Raw genomic sequence first — 18,168 nt, 5'->3', positions numbered from 1 at the left:
TGGGAGAATGAACCCGGGCAGGACGGACGACACGGGAGAGTGATGTGACGGCGACGCCATCGCAGCCGTACTCGCCGATGGTGGCGCGCGCCCAGCGCCTGCCGCACCGCTCGCGTCGGCGACGGGCCGGCGCGGTCACCGGCACGCTCACCCTGATGGGTCTGCCCCTGCTCGCCGTGTTCGCGCTCCCCGCGGCGTTCGCCGGGGGCGGTACCCGGCGCTGGTTCGGCGGGCGGGCCGAGAGCCAGCGGGCGGAGGCCCAGACCGCGAAGGACGACGCGGCCGCCGCCTTCTACGAACTGGACACCGCCCAGCGGGACCTGCGGATCTCGATAGAGACGATCGCGGCCGTCGACTCCTCCCCCGCCGCCCGGCGCGCGGTCACCGACTTCGATGCCCTGGGCCGGCGCATCGACGAGGTCAGCCACCAGTACATCAGCGCCGTCGACGCCCACGACCTGGACCGGGACGACCTGGAGGCGTCCGCCGCCGCCCGCGCCCGCACGGAACTGACCGCCGCCAGGACCGAGCTGGGCCGGGTCAAACAGGAACTCGACCGCTTCGCCGAGGGCCTCGGCCCGCTGCTCGGCAAGGCCGAAACCCAGTTGGCCCGGCTGGCGCCCGCCGTCGAACGCGCCCGGCAGGCTCTGCTCGCCGCCTCCAACGCCCTGGACGCCGCACGCGGCTCCGGTCTGCAGGCGGACGACCTCGCCACCCGTCTCGCCGCCCTCGGTCCGGAGCTGACCCGGCTGAACCAGGGCGCGGGACAGCACGGCGTGCCCCAGACCCTCGAGCGGGCCGAACGGGTCACCCGGGAGGCCGAGGCGGTCCGCGCCGAGGCCGAACGACTGCCCGAGCGCGCCGCCGAGATCGGCCACCGCCTGGTCTCCCTGCGCACCCGCGCGCAGGCGCTGACCACCCGCACCGAACAGGTCGAGCCGGTGCTGAGCGAGCTGCGGCGCCGGTTCACCGCCGCCTGCTGGCAGGACCTCCAGCACGTGCCGGACCAGGCCACCGAATCGGTCCGGCAGGCCGAGCGGAAGCTGGCCGAGGCGCAGGCCGCCCGCGACGAACAGCGCTGGCCCGACGCCACCGCCCTGCTGTCGACGGTACGAGCGCTGCTGAACTCGACCGACGAGGCCGTATCGGCGGCCGGCGACCGGCTGCGGCAGCTCAACGCCGTGCAGAAGGACCCGCAGCAGGAGATCGAGCGCACCCGCTTCGCCATCCGCGACGCCCAGCGCCTTGCCATGGCCGGTCGCAACACCCCCGAGCCCCGTCACGCGCGTCCCCTGGACGAGGCCGTGGCCCGGCTGGACCGGGCGGTCACCACGCTGGAGGGGCGGCACCCCGACTACTGGCACTTCCTGACGGAGACGGAAGCGGTCCGGCAGACGGTGGCCCATGTGGTCGCCCAGATCCGCGAGGAGCGCGGGGCCGGTCACTGATCACCCAGATCGGCCGACCGGGACCCGGGGCCGGCCGTGCCGGTTAACCTGTGCCCATGCCTCGCTACGAGTACCGCTGCCGCAGCTGCGGCGACACCTTCGAACTGAGCCGTCCCATGGCCGAGTCCTCGGCTCCCGCCGCCTGCCCGGCAGGTCACGACGACACGGTGAAGCTGCTGTCGACGGTCGCGGTCGGCGGCTCGGCCTCCGCACCGGCGCCGTCGTCGGGCGGCGGTGGCGGTGGCGGTGGGGGTTGCTGCGGTGGCGGCTGCTGCGGCTGAGCCCGGCGCCCTTCCGCTCCTGCCGGATCGCCCTCGGCTCCCGTCAGCTCCCCAGGTAGCGCAGCACCGCAAGCACCCTGCGTGAATAGCCCTCCCCTCCGGTCAACTCAAGTTTGTCGAAGATCGCGTTGGTGTGCTTCTCCACCGCGCTCTGCGAGATGTGCAGCCGACGGGCGATCGCCGCGTTGGTGTGGCCCTGCGCCATCTCTGCCAGTACGTCCCGCTCCCGCACGGTCAGCCGGGCGAGCAGGTCTGTGTGCGTCGTCCGGCCGAGCAGCTGACGGACGACCTCCGGGTCGAACGCGGCGCGTCCGGCGGCTACCCGCTCCAGCGCGTCCAGGAACTCGTCGACCTGGACCACCCGGTCCTTGAGCAGGTATCCGACTCCTTCCGTCTCCCCGGTGAGCAGCTCGGTCGCGTACCGCTTCTCGACGTACTGCGAGAGCACCAGCACTCCGACCCCTGGCCACCGCCCGCGTATCTCCAGGGCCGCGCGCAGACCCTCGTCCGTGTGCGTGGGCGGCATCCGGACGTCGGCGACGACCACGTCCGGCGGGTCCTCGGCGACCGCCTTCAGGAGCAGCTCGGCATTGCCGACGGCCGCGAGGACCTCGTGGCCCTCCTCCGCCAGCAGCCGCACCAGCCCCTCCCTCAGCAGGGTCGAGTCCTCGGCGAGGATCACCCGCATGGCAGCTCCGCGGCCACGAGGGTCGGCCCTCCCGGAGGGCTGTCCACGCTGAGGCTGCCGTCGAGGGCGGCGACGCGCCGGGCGAGCCCGAACAGTCCGCTGCCCGCGGCGTTGGCCCCGCCGCAGCCGTCGTCCCGCACGCTCACGTACATCCGTTTCTCCTCCGCTCTGACAGCGACGCTTATCCGGGTCGGCGCCGCGTGCTTGACCGCGTTGGTGACCGCCTCGCAGACGACGAAGTACGCGACGGTCGCCACGGCCTGCTCGGGCTCCTCGGCCAGGTCGTACTCCACTCCCACCGGTACGGACGCCCGCTCGGCGACCGTTTCCAGGGCCGCGCGCAGCCCCGCCTCGTCCAACGTGGTCGGGTAGATCCGCCAGGCCACCTCGCGCAGCTCGTCCAGGGCCCGGCGGCTCTCGTCGTGGGCCTGGCCCAGCAGGCGGTCCCGGCGCTCGGCGTCCTGGCTGCGGCGGGCCCGGCCGAGCAGCATGCCGAGGGCGACGAGGCGCTGCTGCACACCGTCGTGCAGGTCGCGCTCGATGCGGCGCCGTTCGTCGTTCACCGCGTCGACCACCGCGGCGCGGCTGGCGGACAGCTCGGCGATCCGACGCTCCAGCTCCTCCTGGTGCCGGGGGCCGAGGAAGTGCCGCGCCAGCTGCCCCTCCAGTCCCACCACACCGAATATTCCCTGCACGGTGAGGAACACGAGGAAGAAGCCGCCCAGACTGCCCAGGACCAGCGAACCGGGGTTGCGTATGCCGTCCAGCAGGAGCCAGCCGTACACCCCGAAGGTGCCGTACGCCAGACCGATGGCGGCCGTCAGCATCACGACCCCGCCCAGGACGCCCAGGGCCCAGTGGCAGGCGACGTACCGCAGCGCCCGCACGTCCTCGTACGCGGGCGTGACGCGGAGGTCGAGCCACATCCGCAGCCGGCCCCGCTCCAGCTCCGCCAGGATCCGCGCGCCCGCGAGGACCGGGCGCAGTACGGCACGGCGCCCCTTCGGCCAGGCGGCCACCGGCAGCAGGGCCACGCCGGCCAGCAGGGCGAAGAGCAGCTCGACGGCGGCCGCGGCGGTCCCCAGGATGAGGCCCGCCCCGCACCGCACTACACGTCGCGCCATGACTCGCATGATCGCGAGGCTAGTCGGGCGCGGTGGGCGGGCACACTGCGGAAAACCGCAATTCCCGCCTGCGGTACACCGCAATCGATCATGCGGTCTTCCTCAGGGTCCCTTCAGCCGCGATTTTCTAGCGTGGTCGTCATGACAGCCATCGCAGCGCAGCCGGCCGTGGACAGCGGCGCGGCACCGCAGTGGATCAACGACCTCATGGACGCCCTCGGCGCCCCCGGCGCCGGTCTCGCCATCGCTCTGGAGAATCTCTTTCCTCCCCTGCCGAGCGAGGTGATCCTGCCGCTGGCCGGGTTCGCGGCGAGTTCCGGCCGGATGAGCCTGATCGCCGTCCTGCTGTGGACGACGGCGGGTTCGGTGATCGGCGCGCTCGCCCTGTACGGGATCGGTGCCCTGCTCGGCCGGGACCGCACGGTGGCGATAGCGGGGAAGCTGCCGCTGGTGAAGGTGTCCGACATAGAGAAGACGGAGGCGTGGTTCCTCAGGCACGGGACCAAGGCGGTGTTCTTCGGCCGGATGATCCCCATCTTCCGCAGCCTGATCTCCGTGCCGGCGGGGGTGGAGCGGATGCGGCTGCCCGTCTTCCTCGCCCTGACGACGCTGGGCAGCGCAATCTGGAACACCGTGTTCGTCCTCGCGGGCTACGCGCTGGGGGACAACTGGTCGGAGGTCTCGGGCATCGCCTCCACCTATTCGAAGGTGATCCTCGCGGCGGCCGCCCTGGCGCTGGTGGTCTTCGTCGTCATGCGGCTGCTGCGGCCGGGCGCCGGTCACCGTCGGCGGGGCCGCGGCGACGACGGGCGGCAGGACATACGGCCGCCGGCCGACGACGACGGCCACCCCGGCACCGGGGGCGGTGCCGGGGACGGGGACGGGGACGGCGGGTTCAGCGGGTCGGGCGCACCTCGCGCAGGAACTCGCGAAGGATCCGCTCACCGGCCAGGACGCCGCGCTCGGGCAAGGCGCTGATCGTCGGAGCCGTCCATCCGGAGTCGGCCAGTTCGCCGTGGCCCGGGCGCCAGCCGCGGTCGGCGGCGAGGAGCAGGTCGGCGTCGAGGAGCGAGTCTCCGGCGGCGAGGGTGAGTTCGGCGCCGGTGCGGCGGGCGACCTCGTGCACGGCGGCGCTCTTGGTGAGCGGCTTGGGCACGGCGTAGATCTTGCGGCCCTGGAGGGACACGGTCCAGCCGCGGTTCTCGGCCCACACGGCGAGTTCCTTCACCCAGTCCTGCGGCAGCAGGTCGCGTTCGACGACCAGGTAGGCGAAGAGGTCCTCGGCGACCCGGTGCTTGCGCACCCACAGCGGGTCGGCGGTGTTCGCCAGGTGGTCGCGGACCTCGGCGAGCGAGGCGCATTCGTCGGCCAGCCGTGCGGTCACCCGGGCGTGCCAGCCGGGGTCGGAGACGCCGTCCACCAGCAGGTGGCCGCCGTTGGCGCAGATCGCGTACTTCGGCGCGGGGCCCGGGAGGTTGATCCGCTGGTACTGCTTGCGGGTCCGGGTGGTGGTCGGCACGAAGAGGGCCGAGTCGCCGAGGTCGGTCAGCAGTTGGGCGGCCGTCTCGGTCAGGTAGGAGAGGGGTCTGCTCTCGTAGACCTCCACGCACAGCAGGCGGGGTGCCCGCAGGTCGGGCATGGTCAGTCCGAGGGCGGCCGCGGAGTAGATGAGCGTGCGGTCGAGGTCGCTGGCGACGAGTACGGGCATCAGAGCGTCACCGCCTTGCCGTCGGCGCCGGTGGCGCCCCGCGTGTACTGGGGGTGGATCAGCCCGACACAGGTGTACGGGAGGTCGGCGACCTCCTCCACGGGCACGCCCCGTTGTTCGGCCAGCAGGCGGACGTGGTCCAGGTCGGCGCCGGCTCCGGCGCGGGCCAGCACCTTCCACGGGACGCGGCGCAGCATCACCCGCGTGGTCTCGCCGACACCGGGCTTGACGAGGTTCACGTCGTGGATGCCGTACTCCTCGCTGATGCGCTCGACGGCGGCCCAGCCCTCCCAGGTGGGGGTGCGGTCGGCGGAGAGGAGGTCCTTCGCCTGGGCGTCGACCGTGTCCGTGACGTCGGGGAAGCGGGCGCAGACGGCGTCGAGGAAGTCCGGTGACAGGTCGGCGTCGGCGAGTTCGCGGTAGAACTTCGCGCCGTGGAAGTCGTGCGGGCCGACCAGGTCGGCGCGGAGCACGGTGCGGGATATCAGGCCGGAGACGGTGGAGTTGAGGCAGGCGGAGGGGATGAGGAAGTCGTCACGGGTGCCGTAGGTGCGTACGCAGGAGCCGGGATCGGCCAGTACGGCGATCTCCGGGTCGAAGCCGGTGATGCCGTCGGTGGCCTCGAATTCGCGCAGGGCGGCGGCGAGTTCGCGGGTGATGGCGCCCTTGCCGGTCCAGCCGTCGACGAAGACGACGTCGGCGGGGTCGTGGTGGTCGGCCAGCCAGCGCAGCGCGTTGGCGTCGATGCCGCGGCCCCGGACGATCGACACGGCGTAGTGGGGGAGGTCGAGACCATGGCGGAACTGCGCCCAGCGGCGCATCAGAACGCCGACCGGGGTGCCCGCGCGGGCGAGCGAGACCAGGACGGGGCGGGGCGAGCGCTCCGCGAGCACGATCTCGGTGACGGCGCCGACGGCGCGCGCCAGCCGGGCCGCGGACGTCTCGAGCGCCGCGTGGAACAGGTCCTGGTACTGCTCGCTGGGCTGGTACTCCACGGGCAGCGACTCGGCGTAGTGCGCGCCGCCGCGCTGGATCGCCTCCTCGCGCTCCTCGGTCGGTGCCTCCAGCGTCACGTCCGAGAGGTCCTGGAGCAGCCAGCCGACCTCGTCGGGCGCGTACGAGGAGAAGTCGGGGCCGCGCAGGGGCTCGGGCAGCATGGAGGGCCTTTCGGTGTCGTGCGGGGGGCGCGGGACGTACGACGGGACGACCGCCAGCAGGACGTGGGGTACGTGGGCGGCGAGCCGGGCCGGCAGTCCGTCCGGGGCGTGCAGCGCGGGGGTGTCGGCGGCCGAGTCGACGACGGCGACGACGGCGTCGAAGCCGCCGCCCGCGACGTTGTAGGCGTAGCGCTCGCCGGGGCCGTCGGCCGGGTCGTCGTGCGCGGGGAAGACCAGGCGGGTGCGGATGGCGTAGCCGGGGTCGTCGACGGCGAGGACCGGAGAGCGGGTGGTGGTGGAGTAGCGCACGTCGACGTCGCCGCCGACGGTCTGCTCCAGCGCGTGGGCCAGGCGGAGGGGGGCGTACATGAGCTCCTCGAAGCCGAGGACCAGCACGCGTCGGGCACCGGTGGGGAGCGCCTCGGCGATCCGTGCCGCCATGGCGGGCAGGGCGGCCTCCAGCCGGGCCCGGTGGGCGGCGGTGAATCCGTGCCGTCCGCCGTCGGGCACGTCGTGCGGCCAGCGCAGCCGGACACGCTCGACGGATCCGGCCGGCGCCGCGGCCGGAGCGGGGCCGGTCGGCCCGGTGGCCGTCGGTTCGGTGGCCGTCGGTTCGGTGGCCGTCGGTTCGGTGGCCGTCGGTTCGGTGGCCGTCGGTCCGGTGGCTGTCGCCTCGTGCCGGGCGACCAGTTCCTGCCCCTTCTCCAGTACGCCCGGCGGCAGCCGGACCGTGCCGGAGGCGGTGGTCACCAGGTCCACGCGGGCGCCGATCTCCCGGGCGAAGTCGTCCAGCCGGCCGGCGTCCGCGGGCGAGCGCATGTCGACCAGGGCGACCACGACGTACCGCTTGCGGGGGTAGCGCTCGTGCAGGGCGCGGACGGTGTTGAGCACCGTGTTGCCGGTGGAGAACTCGTCGTCGACGAGGACCAGCGGCCCGTCTTTGGCCAGCAGCGCCGGGTCCTCGGGCAGCAGCAGGTGGGAGGTCGCGTGCGAGTGGGACTCCTCGAAGCCGCCCGCCCGGGCGACTCCGGCGACCGGACGGCGGGTGGAGTGCAGGTAGGGCGCGGGGCCCAGGCCGTCGGCGACACAGTGGCCGAGTCCGGTGGCGGTCTCCGCGTAGCCGAGGACGACCGCGCGGGCGGCCTCCTCGGCGCCGAGCAGGTCGCGGACGCGTCGGCCGAGGGCGACGCCGTGGCCGTAGACGACTGCGGGCGACTGCGGGACGTGCTTGCCGAGCACGTTGGAGACGAGCAGGTGCGCCCGCTTGGGGTTGCGGCGCAGGGCGAGCCCCAGCAGGCCGGTCAGCGCCTCGTCGCCGTTGAGTCCGACGCCGAGCCGCTCGGCGACCCAGCTGCCGGACCAGACCCCGGCGTCCTTGTCGGCGCGCTCTCCGGCGTGCCCCTCGGCGTGCGCCCGCTCGGTCATGTACTCGTGCCTCCCGTTGTCCGCCGCGGCGTGGGCCCGGCGTCGGTTGTGGGTCGCTTGCGTCCGGTCGCCCGGCGTTCAGTCGGAGAGTCCGGCGGCGAGCAGTTCCACGAAGCCGATGTCCTCGTTCGCCACCCCGAAGATCTCGGCGCGCAGCAGGGTCCGCTCGGCCCAGGCGCGGTGCGGCTTCACCTCGTTCATCTTGTTCGTGTAGGCCGACCTCATCACGCCTCCGCCGCAGCGTTCGGGCCGCAGGATGTCCTGGGCGTCGCTGAACTCCTCGTGGCTGACCACGGACAGTGCGTGTACGGGGAGCACGTGCGAGGGGTGGATGCAGGTCTTGCCCAGCAGGCCGTTGGCCCGGTCCAGGGAGATCTCGCGCAGCAGACCGTCCATGGAGTGCTCGATGAGCTTCTGGCGCAGTTCGACGGCCTGCCCCTCCAGGAAGGGGCTCTGCCGCAGTTGCGGTTTGAACATCCTCTCCTGGACGCGGAAGTACTCCCACACGGGCCCGGTCACCGTGAATCCGGTGCCGTCGGCGCGGGCGAGCATGTTGACCACGTCGGCGATCACGGAGGCGACGATCTGGACGTCGTAGGCCGTCATGTCGGGGCCTCGGCGCAGCCCGTAGGAGGAGCAGAAGTCGGTCACGCCGAGCCGCAGGGCCAGCACGCGGTCGCGGTATTTGTCGACCGCCCGGAAGATGCCCTCCAGCGTCTGGACCCGGGACTCCCGGTACAGCAGGTCCGGGGACTCGAGCACGGGCATGGCGAAGAGCCTGCGGCCGCTGGCGGCCTCGGCGGCGGCGAGCGCCTCCAGGAAGGGCATGCCGCGTTCCTCGGTGAACTTCGGCAGCACGAACCCGGACAGCAGCCGCACGGCGGGGCCGAGGCGCCGTACGAGGTCGGGTATCTGCTCGGGGGTACGGACCCGGACGAACAGCAGGGGGACATCGTCGCCGGAACGTTCCGCCAGGTCCGTGAGCTGACGCACGAGGTTCGCCTCGCCGACGGGGACGTCGGCGTCGTCGATCGAGTCCTCCAGGCACAGCACCATCGACACCAGTCCGCGCGCGCTCTGTTTCACGATGTCGTCGGCGAGGCCGGGGCGGGTGGCCGGACTGTAGAGCGTGGCGCCCAGGGCCGCGGACAGCAGCCGGGCCGGGGAGTCCGCCGTGAAGGAGCAGGGCTCCTGATGAAAGAGACGCTCCCGCACATCAGGGGCTATCTGTCCGAAATGACGCATTTAAACTCCCCCGTGGTGTCTGGGCGACCTGGAATCGTCGAAAGGTGGCCGGTAATAGTACGTAGGTTGTGATGTCGGAGGTTCCCACCGGGCATGAATTCCAGGTAACCCGGCCGTGTCGGCGACGGCGACCCGGGGCGGGCGGACGCGAGCCGAGTACCCGCCCCCGCGTTGTCGTGACCAGGACCGAGAGGGCAGGATGACGACATGACGCACGCGATGCTGAAGGGGTCGAACGTCCCGCTGCAAGCCACCACGGTACGCGCCGTGCTGCGCTGGACCCCCGGGCAGGGGGTTCCCGACGTCGACGCCTCCGCGCTGCTGCTGGGGCCGGACGACCGCGTGCGTTCCGACGAGGACTTCGTCTTCTACAACCAGCCACGGCATCCCTCCGGCCAGGTCTGGCGGCTCGGCAAGAAGCGGGTCGCCGAGGGCCTGACCGACACGATCCAGACGGACCTCTCGGGCGTCGAGCCCTCGGTGGGCCGGATCCTGCTGGTCGCGTCGGCGGACGGCGTGACCTTCGACCGCGTCCGGTCGCTGCGCATCCTGCTGCACGACGCGGCGGCCGACGCGGAACCGCTGGCGTACTTCGACGTCACACCGGAGACCGGCCAGGAGACGGCGCTGATCTGCGGCGAGCTGTACCGGCGCGGCGAGGGCTGGAAGTTCCGGGCGCTGGGCGAGGGCTACTCCAACGGGCTCAAGGGCCTGGCGACCGACTTCGGCATCTCGGTGGACGAGTCGGAGGGGGCGGACGACCCCATGTCGGCTCCCCGCCCCGACGCCGCGTCGACGTCCCCCGCGGCCCCATCCGCCGCCTCCCCGTCCGCCCCCTCGCAGGCCACGCCCGACCAGCCGACGCCCGCCCAGTCCACCCCCGCTCCGCCGGCGGTCGGCCCCGACCACCCGACGGCCGTGCAGCCGCTCCCGGGGTCTTCGCGCCCCCTGCCGCCCGAGCAGCCCACCGGCGTACCGGCGCAGCCCGCGTACGGCTATCCGCAGCAGCCGGCGACGGCCCAGCCCGCCTACGGCTACCCCCAGCCGGACGCCGGCCGGCCCGGGTACGGGTATCCGCAGGCGCCTGCGGCGGCCGGGGTCACGGGCGCGCAGTCCGGCTACGGCTATCCGCAGCCGGTCACCGGGGCACCCGATCCGGACTTCCGGCTGCCCCCGCAGGGCCCGCAGTTCGTCGGCCGCTAGGGGGTGTCGTCTGGATCCTGCCGGGGTCGCGGGGCCTGGCACGCACTCCCCCACTGCCTTTAAGGGCGTGGGAGGTACCCCCAGCGGCGTTGTCGTCGGTGGCCGGGGCTCAGCGCTCCGCCTTGCTCTTGTGCCCGCGGCCCCATTGCAGGCCCCAGCCGTACAGCCGGTCCAGCTCGCCCTGGAAGCCGTAGACGAACTTCACCTCGCGGCGGACGAGGATCTCGTCCTTGACGTTCTCGATCATCACCACGGCACAGGACCGGGCCTGCGGGTGCCGCTCGTCGAGGCCTATCTCGATGCGGGGCCCGTTGCTCGGGTAGAGCGTGACGACGGCGTGCGTCCGGTCGAAGGCCGGCGTCTGGTCGTAGATGTAGGCGAAGAGCAGCAGGCGCTTGATCGCGTCCTTGTGGTCGAGGTTGACGTAGAGCGTCTCGCCGGAGGCCGAGCCGAAGCGGTCGTCGCCGCTGAGCTTGACGTACGGCGGGGCGTTGACGTCGCCCAGGAAGCCGCCGAGCGGCTGAACCACCCCGCGGGTGCCGTCCTTGAGTTCGTAGAGGCAGCCGAGGTCGAGGTCGACGTTGACCATGCTCTGGCTGTGGCCGACGACCTCCGGGGGCTTGAGTGCCTTGAAGGGGTGCCGCAGCAGGCTCTCCCGCTGGACGCCCGAGATGTCGGAGGTCCGCATCCGCCAGGAGAGGTTGACGCGGAGGTTGCCGGTCGCCGCGCCCTGCCTGGTCAGGGAGACCTGACTGTGCCGTTTGGTCAGCTGTATGGAGTTGGTCGCCGCGCTGCCCGAGTCGAACTCGGACTCGCGGCCGCGCCACAGCCCGTCCAAGAAGCCCATTCCCGCCCCACCTTCGCGTCACCGCCGACGGGGCGGCCCCGAGGAGTCGTCCTCGTCGGCCGCCCCGCTCAGAGCGTTCCTCGTCCGGGCCGGGTTCACACCAGGGGTGCGGGCGCACCGGGGGCGCGCCCCGGCCCGGGGGCAAGGGTTTCACACCCCGGAGGAGACCTCCGCCTTCTCCTGGTCGCCGTCTCCCCCGGCCGCCGCCAGTGCACGGTTGCGGCGCACCGAGGAGAAGAAGGACCAGCCGATCAGGGCGACGCCGACAAGGCCGGTGATGATCTCGTGGATCTCGTACTGGATGGTGACCAGCAGGATCACGGCGAGGGCACCGATGGCGTAGTGGGCGCCGTGCTCCAGGTAGACGTAGTCGTCGAGGGTGCCCTGGCGGACCAGGTAGACCGTGAGCGACCGGACGTACATGGCGCCGATGCCCAGGCCGAGGGCCATCAGGACGATGTCGTTGGTGATGGCGAAGGCGCCGATGACACCGTCGAAGGAGAAGGACGCGTCCAGGACCTCCAGGTAGAGGAACATGAAGAACGCGGCCTTGCCGGCCAGCTTGACGGCCGACTTGGGCTTGCCGGTGCGCTCGGCTTCCTCTTCCGCCTCGTGCTCCCGTTCCTCCTCCTCTTCGAGTTTGTCCTCGAAGTAGCCGGAGAGGCCGCCGACGATCATGTAGGTGATCAGGCCCGCGATGCCCGCGAGCAGGACCGTCTCCGCCTTGTCGGCATGGGCGCCGCCGTGCTGGTGGGCGTGGGCGCCGAAGGTGATCGCGGAGACCAGCAGCACGATCAGGGCGATGCAGACCGACAGCATGTCGACCTTGCCGAGCTTGGCCAGCGGACGCTCCAGCCAGGCCAGCCACTTGATGTCCCGGTCCTCGAAGATGAAGTCGAGGAAGATCATCAGAAGGAACATGCCACCGAAGGCGGCGATCGACGGATGGGCGTCCGTCACCAGCTCCTGATAGCGGTCCTTGTCGGTGAGCGCGAGGTCGACGGCCTCGATCGGTCCGAGCTGGGCGCTGATCGCCACGATCACGACCGGGAAGACCAGGCGCATGCCGAACACGGCGATGAGGATGCCGATGGTGAGGAAGATCTTCTGCCAGAAGGCATTCATCTTCTTCAGGATCCCGGCGTTGACCACCGCGTTGTCGAAGGACAGCGAGATCTCCATGATGGAGAGGATCGCGACGATGCCGAAGGCGGTCCACCCCCCGTAGAAGACCGCCGCGACCAGGCCGAGCGCGGTGACCGCGAACGACCAGCCGAAGGTTTTCAGAAGCACTGGCTACCCAATCGTGTGTGTACGGGGCTCCCCCGCGCCGTACTCGGCTTTACGAAACGTTGACTCCGAAGTCTAGAGCGATGCCTCGAAGCCCCGACGCGTACCCCTGCCCCACTGCACGGAACTTCCACTCGCCCTGGTAGCGGTAGAGCTCGCCGAAGATCATCGCGGTCTCCGTGGAGGCGTCCTCACTGAGGTCGTAGCGGGCCAGTTCCTGGCCGTCGGCCTGGTTGACGACCCGGATGAAGGCGTTGCTGACCTGGCCGAAGGTCTGGCCGCGCTCGTCGGCCTGGTGGATCGAGACCGGGAAGACGATCTTGTCGCAGTGGGCCGGCACCTGGGAGAGGTCGACCAGCAGCGACTCGTCGTCGCCGTCGCCCTCGCCGGTGAGATTGTCGCCGGTGTGCTCGATCGAGCCGTCCGGGCTCTTGAGCTGGTTGTAGAAGACGAACCACTCGTCGCCGAGCACCCGGCCGCTGCTGCACACGAGTGCGCTGGCGTCGAGGTCGAAGGGTGCTCCGGTGGTGGAACGCGCGTCCCAGCCGAGCCCGACCAGTACCTGTGTGAGGTTCGGTGCGGCCTTGGACAGGGAGACGTTGCCGCCCTTGGCAAGCGTGACGCCCATGGTGATGGTCCCTCCCCGGGTGATGGTTCCTGGTTTCCTGCGCGTCCGGCGCCGCACGTAAACCGTGCGGCGCCGGACGCGTCGAAACAGTCGCTCAGACGTTCACGCCGAAGTCCTGGGCGATGCCGCGCAGGCCGGAGGCGTAGCCCTGGCCGATGGCGCGGAACTTCCACTCCGCGCCGTGGCGGTACAGCTCCCCGAAGACCATGGCGGTCTCGGTGGAGGCGTCCTCGCTCAGGTCGTAGCGGGCGATCTCGGCCTCGCCGGCCTGGTTGACGACGCGGATGAACGCGTTGCGCACCTGGCCGAAGGACTGCTGGCGGTTCTCGGCGTCGTAGATCGAGACCGGGAAGACGATCTTCTCGATGTCGGCCGGGACCGTGGCGAGGTTGATCTTGATCTGCTCGTCGTCGCCCTCGCCCTCACCGGTGATGTTGTCCCCGGTGTGCTCGACCGACCCGTCCGGGCTCTTCAGGTTGTTGAAGAAGATGAAGTGCGCATCGCTGGCGACCTTGCCGCCGCTGTTCAGCAGCAGTGCGCTGGCGTCGAGGTCGAAGTCGGTGCCGGTCGTGGTGCGGATGTCCCACCCCAGACCGACGATGACCGCGGTCAGGCCGGGGGCCTCCTTGGTCAGCGAAACGTTGCCGCCCTTGCTGAGGCTGACTCCCACGAGTCCTCCATTGGTGTCCAGGGGCGGGGTGCCCCGTAGTGCGTGGATATCGGATCAACGAGTTGATCCTAGTGACGGGTTCCCGCGCCCCGCAGTCCCCGGAGCCGACCAATCACGTGGTGTCGGCACCCGGCGTCGCCACGCGGGGCCGTCACGCGGTGCCGTCACGCGGTGCCAGCCGGCGGGGGCGCCGGTCACAGCGCGTCGAGCGCCTTCACGTACTCGGCCAGGTCACGGGCGTCCGGCAGAGCGTTGACCACGGTCCAGCGCACGACGCCCTCCTGGTCGATCACGAAGGTGCCGCGGACGGCGCAACCCTTGTCCTCGTCGAAGACGCCGTAGGCGCGCGAGACGTTGCCGTGCGGCCAGAAGTCGGACAGCAGCGCGTACTCCAGGCCCTCCTGCTCGGCGAAGACGCGCAGGGTGTGGATGGAGTCGTTGGAGACGGCGAGCACCTCGGTGTCGCGGTCGGCGAACTGCGGCAGGTTGTCGCGCACCTCGCACAGCTCGCCGGTGCACACACCGGTGAAGGCGAAGGGGTAGAAGAGCAGCACGACGTTCTTCCGGCCGCGGAACTCGGACAGCCGGACGGTCCTGCCGTGGTTGTCCTTGAGTTCGAACTCGGGGGCCTTGTCGCCGACCTGGATCGCCATGTCCCGTTCGTCCCTTCCGTAGGAAGATCTCCGCGGGAAGATCTCCGCGGGTGATTCGCTGGAAACACCCTACGCAGGGACGGTCGCGGACCCGCGGACGGGCCGACAGCCGTCGGCCGCCGACCCGCCCGGAGTCCGGAATGTCACGGAGCCCGGCCGGGCTACCGCTTGGACTTGGCGGCCTTGGGCGTCGCCAGCCGGCTGCCGCTCCAGTCCTTGCCGACGCTGACGCTCTTGGACGCCGTCAGTCCGGCGGTCGTCGAGGCCTCCGAGATGTCACTGGCCTCGACGTACCCGTCACGGCCGGTCTTCGGCGTGAGAAGGAGGATCGACCCGCCCTCTTCGATGTACGTGGTGGCATCCACCAGCGCATCCGTCAGGTCGCCGTCGTCGTCACGGAACCACAGCACGACGGCATCGGCCACGTCCTCGTAGTCCTCGTCCACCAGCTCGCCCTCGACGGCGCCCTCAATGGCCTCGCGGAGCTCCTGGTCGACGTCGTCGTCGTAGCCGATCTCCTGGACCACCTGCCCGGGCTGGAAACCCAGCCTGGCGGCAGGGTTCGTCCGCTCCTCCGCGTGGTCCGCGGTCGCGCTCACGGGTTGCCTCCTGATCATGTTTCGGTAGATGTCTTCAGCCACGCGCGTGCGCGAGGCTTGGCCGTAGTCCACACGGGCGGGACGGATCGCGCAAGTACCCGGCGTCTGGGACCGCCGAAACGGTGACGATCCCGGCGGTGTCGCCGCAACTCCAACCATGCCGTCCAGCCCGAAGGTGACGTACACCACACCTATCTGCCCCGTTTGCGTATTTGGGAACCATGTGTGGGTACGAGACTCGAATGAACGTGCCCCCGATCCTCACGAGAGAACCGGTTACCCCACGGTACAGATGACGATTGCCCCCGCGAGGTACACGATGGGGAACCGGCGGGGGAATCGGCGCAGAAACCCGGGAAGAACCGGGGAAGAACCCGGAGAGAAACCCGGAAAAACGGCCCTCTGACAGCGAAGGAACAGCGTGGCTTCCGCATCCGATCGCAGTGATCGCAGTCCGATCATCATTGGCGGCCTTCCCAGTCAGGTTCCTGACTTCGACCCCGAGGAAACCCAGGAGTGGCTCGACTCGCTCGACGCCGCCGTCGACGAGCGCGGCCGGGAACGGGCCCGCTACCTGATGCTGCGGCTGATCGAACGGGCCCGCGAGAAGCGCGTGGCCGTGCCCGAGATGCGCAGCACGGACTACGTCAACACCATCCCGACCAAGAGCGAGCCGTTCTTCCCCGGCAACGAGGAGATCGAGCGCAAGATCCTCAACGCCACCCGCTGGAACGCGGCGGTGATGGTCTCGCGCGCGCAGCGGCCCGGAATCGGCGTCGGCGGCCACATCGCGACCTTCGCCTCCTCCGCCTCCCTGTACGACGTGGGCTTCAACCACTTCTTCCGGGGCAAGGACGAGGGCGACGGCGGAGACCAGGTCTTCTTCCAGGGCCACGCCTCACCGGGCATCTACGCGCGCGCGTATCTGCTGGACCGGCTCAGCGAGGAGCACCTGGACGGCTTCCGGCAGGAGAAGTCCAAGGCGCCGCACGCGCTGTCCTCGTACCCGCACCCGCGGTCGATGCCGGACTTCTGGGAGTTCCCGACGGTCTCCATGGGCCTCGGTCCGATCGGCGCGATCTTCCAGGCGCGGATGAACCGCTACATGCACGCGCGCGAGATCGCGGACACCTCCAAGTCGCACGTGTGGGCCTTCCTCGGCGACGGCGAGATGGACGAGCCGGAGTCGCTGGGCCAGCTGTCCATCGCCGCCCGGGAGGGCCTGGACAACCTGACCTTCGTGGTCAACTGCAACCTGCAGCGCCTGGACGGCCCGGTACGCGGCAACGGCAAGATCATCCAGGAGCTGGAGTCGGTCTTCCGGGGCGCCGGCTGGAACGTGATCAAGCTGGTCTGGGACCGCACCTGGGACCCGCTGCTGGCCCAGGACCGCGACGGCGTGCTGGTCAACCGCATGAACACCACCCCGGACGGCCAGTTCCAGACGTACGCCACCGAGTCCGGCGCCTACATCCGCGATCACTTCTTCGGCGACGACCACCGGCTGCGCGCGATGGTCGAGAACATGACCGACGACCAGATCCTGCACCTGGGCCGCGGCGGCCACGACCACCGCAAGATCTACGCGGCGTACAAGGCGGCGCTGGAGCACAAGGGCCAGCCGACGGTCATCCTGGCCAAGACGATCAAGGGCTGGACGCTGGGCCCGAACTTCGAGGGCCGCAACGCCACGCACCAGATGAAGAAGCTGACGGTCGACGACCTCAAGCGCTTCCGCGACCGGCTGCACCTGCCGATCTCCGACAAGGAGCTGGAGTCCGGCCCGCCGCCGTACTACCACCCCGGCCGGGAGACCGAGGAGATGCAGTACATGCACGACCGGCGCCTGGGCTGCGGCGGGTACGTGCCGACCCGGGTCGTGCGGTCGAAGCCGCTGCCGCTGCCGGACGACAAGACGTACGCGACCGTGAAGAAGGGGTCGGGTCAGCAGTCCATCGCGACGACGATGGCCTTTGTGCGCCTGCTGAAGGACCTCATGCGGGACAAGGAGCTCGGCAAGCGGTTCGTGCTGATCGCGCCGGACGAGTACCGCACGTTCGGCATGGACTCGTTCTTCCCGAGCGCGAAGATCTACAACCCGCTCGGGCAGCAGTATGAGTCCGTGGACCGCGATCTGCTGCTCGCCTACAAGGAGGCGCCGAACGGGCAGATGCTGCACGACGGCATCTCCGAGGCCGGCTGCACGGCCTCGCTGATCGCGGCGGGCTCGGCGTACGCCACGCACGGCGAACCGCTCATCCCGGTGTACGTCTTCTACTCGATGTTCGGTTTCCAGCGCACCGGTGATCAGTTCTGGCAGATGGGCGACCAGCTGGCGCGCGGTTTCGTACTGGGCGCGACCGCGGGCCGTACGACCCTGACCGGCGAGGGCCTCCAGCACGCGGACGGACACTCGCAACTGCTCGCCTCGACCAACCCGGCGTGCGTGGCGTACGACCCCGCCTTCGGGTTCGAGATCGCGCACATCGTCAAGGACGGGCTGCGCCGGATGTACGGCGGCGACGAACAGCACCCGCACGGCGAGGACGTCTTCTACTACCTCACCGTCTACAACGAGCCCATCCGGCACCCGGCCGAGCCCGAGAACGTGGACGTCGAGGGCATCCTCAAGGGCGTCTACCGCTTCAGCGAGGGCACCGGCGGCGCGATCCCGGCACAGATCATGGCGTCCGGGGTCGCGGTGCCGTGGGCCGTGGAGGCGCAGCGGATCCTCGCCGAGGAGTGGAACGTGCGCGCCGACGTCTGGTCGGCGACCTCCTGGAACGAGCTGCGGCGCGAGGCCGTGGCCTGCGAGGAGCACAACCTCCTGCATCCGGAGGAGGAGCAGCGGGTGCCCTGGGTCACGCGGAAGCTGGCCGGGGCGCAGGGACCGTTCGTGGCGGTGTCCGACTGGATGCGGTCGGTGCCGGACCAGATCGCGCGGTGGGTGCCGGGGACGTACCAGTCGCTGGGCGCGGACGGGTTCGGCTTCGCGGACACCCGGGGGGCGGCACGGCGGTTCTTCCACATCGACGCGGAGTCGATCGTGGTGGGCGTGCTGAGCGAGCTGGCCCGGGAGGGGAAGGTCGACCGGTCGGTGCTGAAGCAGGCGATCGACCGGTACCGGCTGCTCGACGTGGCCGCGGCCGACCCGGGGGTGGCCGGCGGGGACGCGTAGGCGGTACCTCCGCCCCCGTACCCC

The 18,168-nt window shown here is 70.9% G+C and carries 16 protein-coding genes; 5 read left to right on the top strand and 11 right to left on the bottom strand.

All coding sequences use genetic code 11. The annotated features are described in order from the left end of the window. The first annotated feature begins 44 nt into the window (after positions 1 to 44). Together ACFV9J_RS21285 and ACFV9J_RS21280 are read left to right on the top strand one after the other, a co-directional pair. Positions 45 to 1,448 (top strand): hypothetical protein, encoded by a 1,404-nt coding sequence (locus tag ACFV9J_RS21285; protein ID WP_385356333.1) that lies wholly within the window; start codon positions 45 to 47, stop codon positions 1,446 to 1,448. A 56-nt stretch (positions 1,449 to 1,504) separates the two neighbouring features. Next, complete coding sequence (locus tag ACFV9J_RS21280) at positions 1,505 to 1,729, top strand: zinc ribbon domain-containing protein (protein WP_361014820.1); 225 nt, start codon at positions 1,505 to 1,507, stop codon at positions 1,727 to 1,729. Between the two features lie 43 nt (positions 1,730 to 1,772). Here ACFV9J_RS21280 and ACFV9J_RS21275 read toward each other — a convergent pair whose 3' ends face one another. Then, complete coding sequence (locus ACFV9J_RS21275) at positions 1,773 to 2,417, bottom strand: response regulator transcription factor (RefSeq protein ID WP_174855060.1); 645 nt, start codon at positions 2,415 to 2,417, stop codon at positions 1,773 to 1,775. Further along, positions 2,408 to 3,550: a sensor histidine kinase gene (locus ACFV9J_RS21270; protein WP_385356331.1), complete on the bottom strand. Its 1,143-nt coding sequence runs from the start codon at positions 3,548 to 3,550 to the stop codon at positions 2,408 to 2,410. Before ACFV9J_RS21270 ends, ACFV9J_RS21275 begins: the two co-directional genes overlap by 10 nt. A 132-nt stretch (positions 3,551 to 3,682) precedes the next feature. Here ACFV9J_RS21270 and ACFV9J_RS21265 point away from each other — a divergent pair, with 132 nt between their 5' ends. After that, on the top strand, positions 3,683 to 4,519 hold the full coding sequence (locus ACFV9J_RS21265) for a DedA family protein (RefSeq protein ID WP_385356330.1): 837 nt from the start codon (positions 3,683 to 3,685) through the stop codon (positions 4,517 to 4,519). Here ACFV9J_RS21265 and ACFV9J_RS21260 read toward each other — a convergent pair. The 3 genes from ACFV9J_RS21260 to ACFV9J_RS21250 all read right to left on the bottom strand — a co-directional run bounded on the left by ACFV9J_RS21260 (position 4,437) and on the right by ACFV9J_RS21250 (position 9,076). Next, entirely contained in the window at positions 4,437 to 5,249 is an 813-nt protein-coding gene (locus ACFV9J_RS21260; RefSeq protein WP_385356328.1) for an HAD family hydrolase, read from the bottom strand. The two genes, ACFV9J_RS21265 and ACFV9J_RS21260, sit on opposite strands and share 83 nt — an antisense overlap. After that, positions 5,249 to 7,831, bottom strand: a complete 2,583-nt coding sequence (locus ACFV9J_RS21255) for a phosphoribosyltransferase (protein ID WP_385356326.1) — start codon at positions 7,829 to 7,831, stop codon at positions 5,249 to 5,251. The genes ACFV9J_RS21260 and ACFV9J_RS21255 overlap by 1 nt, the downstream gene beginning before the upstream one ends. Positions 7,832 to 7,909: 78 nt before the next feature. After that, on the bottom strand, positions 7,910 to 9,076 hold the full coding sequence (locus tag ACFV9J_RS21250; protein WP_385356325.1) for an HpcH/HpaI aldolase/citrate lyase family protein: 1,167 nt from the start codon (positions 9,074 to 9,076) through the stop codon (positions 7,910 to 7,912). Between the two features lie 207 nt (positions 9,077 to 9,283). Here ACFV9J_RS21250 and ACFV9J_RS21245 point away from each other — a divergent pair, with 207 nt between their 5' ends. Further along, positions 9,284 to 10,279, top strand: coding sequence for a TerD family protein (locus ACFV9J_RS21245; protein WP_385356323.1), 996 nt, complete (start codon positions 9,284 to 9,286; stop codon positions 10,277 to 10,279). 109 nt (positions 10,280 to 10,388) lie between these two features. Here the strand turns inward: ACFV9J_RS21245 and ACFV9J_RS21240 are convergent, their stop codons facing one another. The 6 genes from ACFV9J_RS21240 to ACFV9J_RS21215 all read right to left on the bottom strand — a co-directional run bounded on the left by ACFV9J_RS21240 (position 10,389) and on the right by ACFV9J_RS21215 (position 14,966). Then, positions 10,389 to 11,126, bottom strand: coding sequence for a Tellurium resistance (locus tag ACFV9J_RS21240; RefSeq protein ID WP_385356322.1), 738 nt, complete (start codon positions 11,124 to 11,126; stop codon positions 10,389 to 10,391). 150 nt (positions 11,127 to 11,276) lie between these two features. Beyond that, positions 11,277 to 12,419 carry a DUF475 domain-containing protein gene (locus tag ACFV9J_RS21235; RefSeq protein ID WP_361014806.1) on the bottom strand — a complete coding sequence of 381 codons (1,143 nt, stop codon included), beginning with the start codon at positions 12,417 to 12,419 and terminating at the stop codon, positions 11,277 to 11,279. 49 nt (positions 12,420 to 12,468) lie between these two features. Next, positions 12,469 to 13,044, bottom strand: coding sequence for a TerD family protein (locus ACFV9J_RS21230; protein ID WP_385356321.1), 576 nt, complete (start codon positions 13,042 to 13,044; stop codon positions 12,469 to 12,471). A gap of 94 nt (positions 13,045 to 13,138) precedes the next feature. Then, positions 13,139 to 13,714: a calcium homeostasis/redox stress adaptation protein gene (locus tag ACFV9J_RS21225; RefSeq protein ID WP_003976436.1), complete on the bottom strand. Its 576-nt coding sequence runs from the start codon at positions 13,712 to 13,714 to the stop codon at positions 13,139 to 13,141. A gap of 194 nt (positions 13,715 to 13,908) precedes the next feature. Then, positions 13,909 to 14,367 carry a peroxiredoxin gene (locus tag ACFV9J_RS21220; RefSeq protein ID WP_385356319.1) on the bottom strand — a complete coding sequence of 153 codons (459 nt, stop codon included), beginning with the start codon at positions 14,365 to 14,367 and terminating at the stop codon, positions 13,909 to 13,911. A 161-nt stretch (positions 14,368 to 14,528) separates the two neighbouring features. Beyond that, on the bottom strand, positions 14,529 to 14,966 hold the full coding sequence (locus tag ACFV9J_RS21215; RefSeq protein WP_007449195.1) for a DUF3052 domain-containing protein: 438 nt from the start codon (positions 14,964 to 14,966) through the stop codon (positions 14,529 to 14,531). Positions 14,967 to 15,387: 421 nt separating this feature from the next. On the opposite strand from ACFV9J_RS21215, the gene aceE reads away from it, so the two are divergent. Further along, on the top strand, positions 15,388 to 18,144 hold the full coding sequence (aceE, locus tag ACFV9J_RS21210) for a pyruvate dehydrogenase (acetyl-transferring), homodimeric type (RefSeq protein WP_385356317.1): 2,757 nt from the start codon (positions 15,388 to 15,390) through the stop codon (positions 18,142 to 18,144). The last annotated feature ends 24 nt before the right edge of the window (positions 18,145 to 18,168 follow it).

Origin of the sequence: Streptomyces sp. NPDC059906 (assembly GCF_042730645.1) — a bacterium.
GTDB lineage: Bacteria > Actinomycetota > Actinomycetes > Streptomycetales > Streptomycetaceae > Streptomyces > Streptomyces rubrogriseus.
The sequence above is the reverse complement of the archived record's forward strand: the minus strand, read 5'-3'. Positions and strand labels throughout refer to the sequence as shown.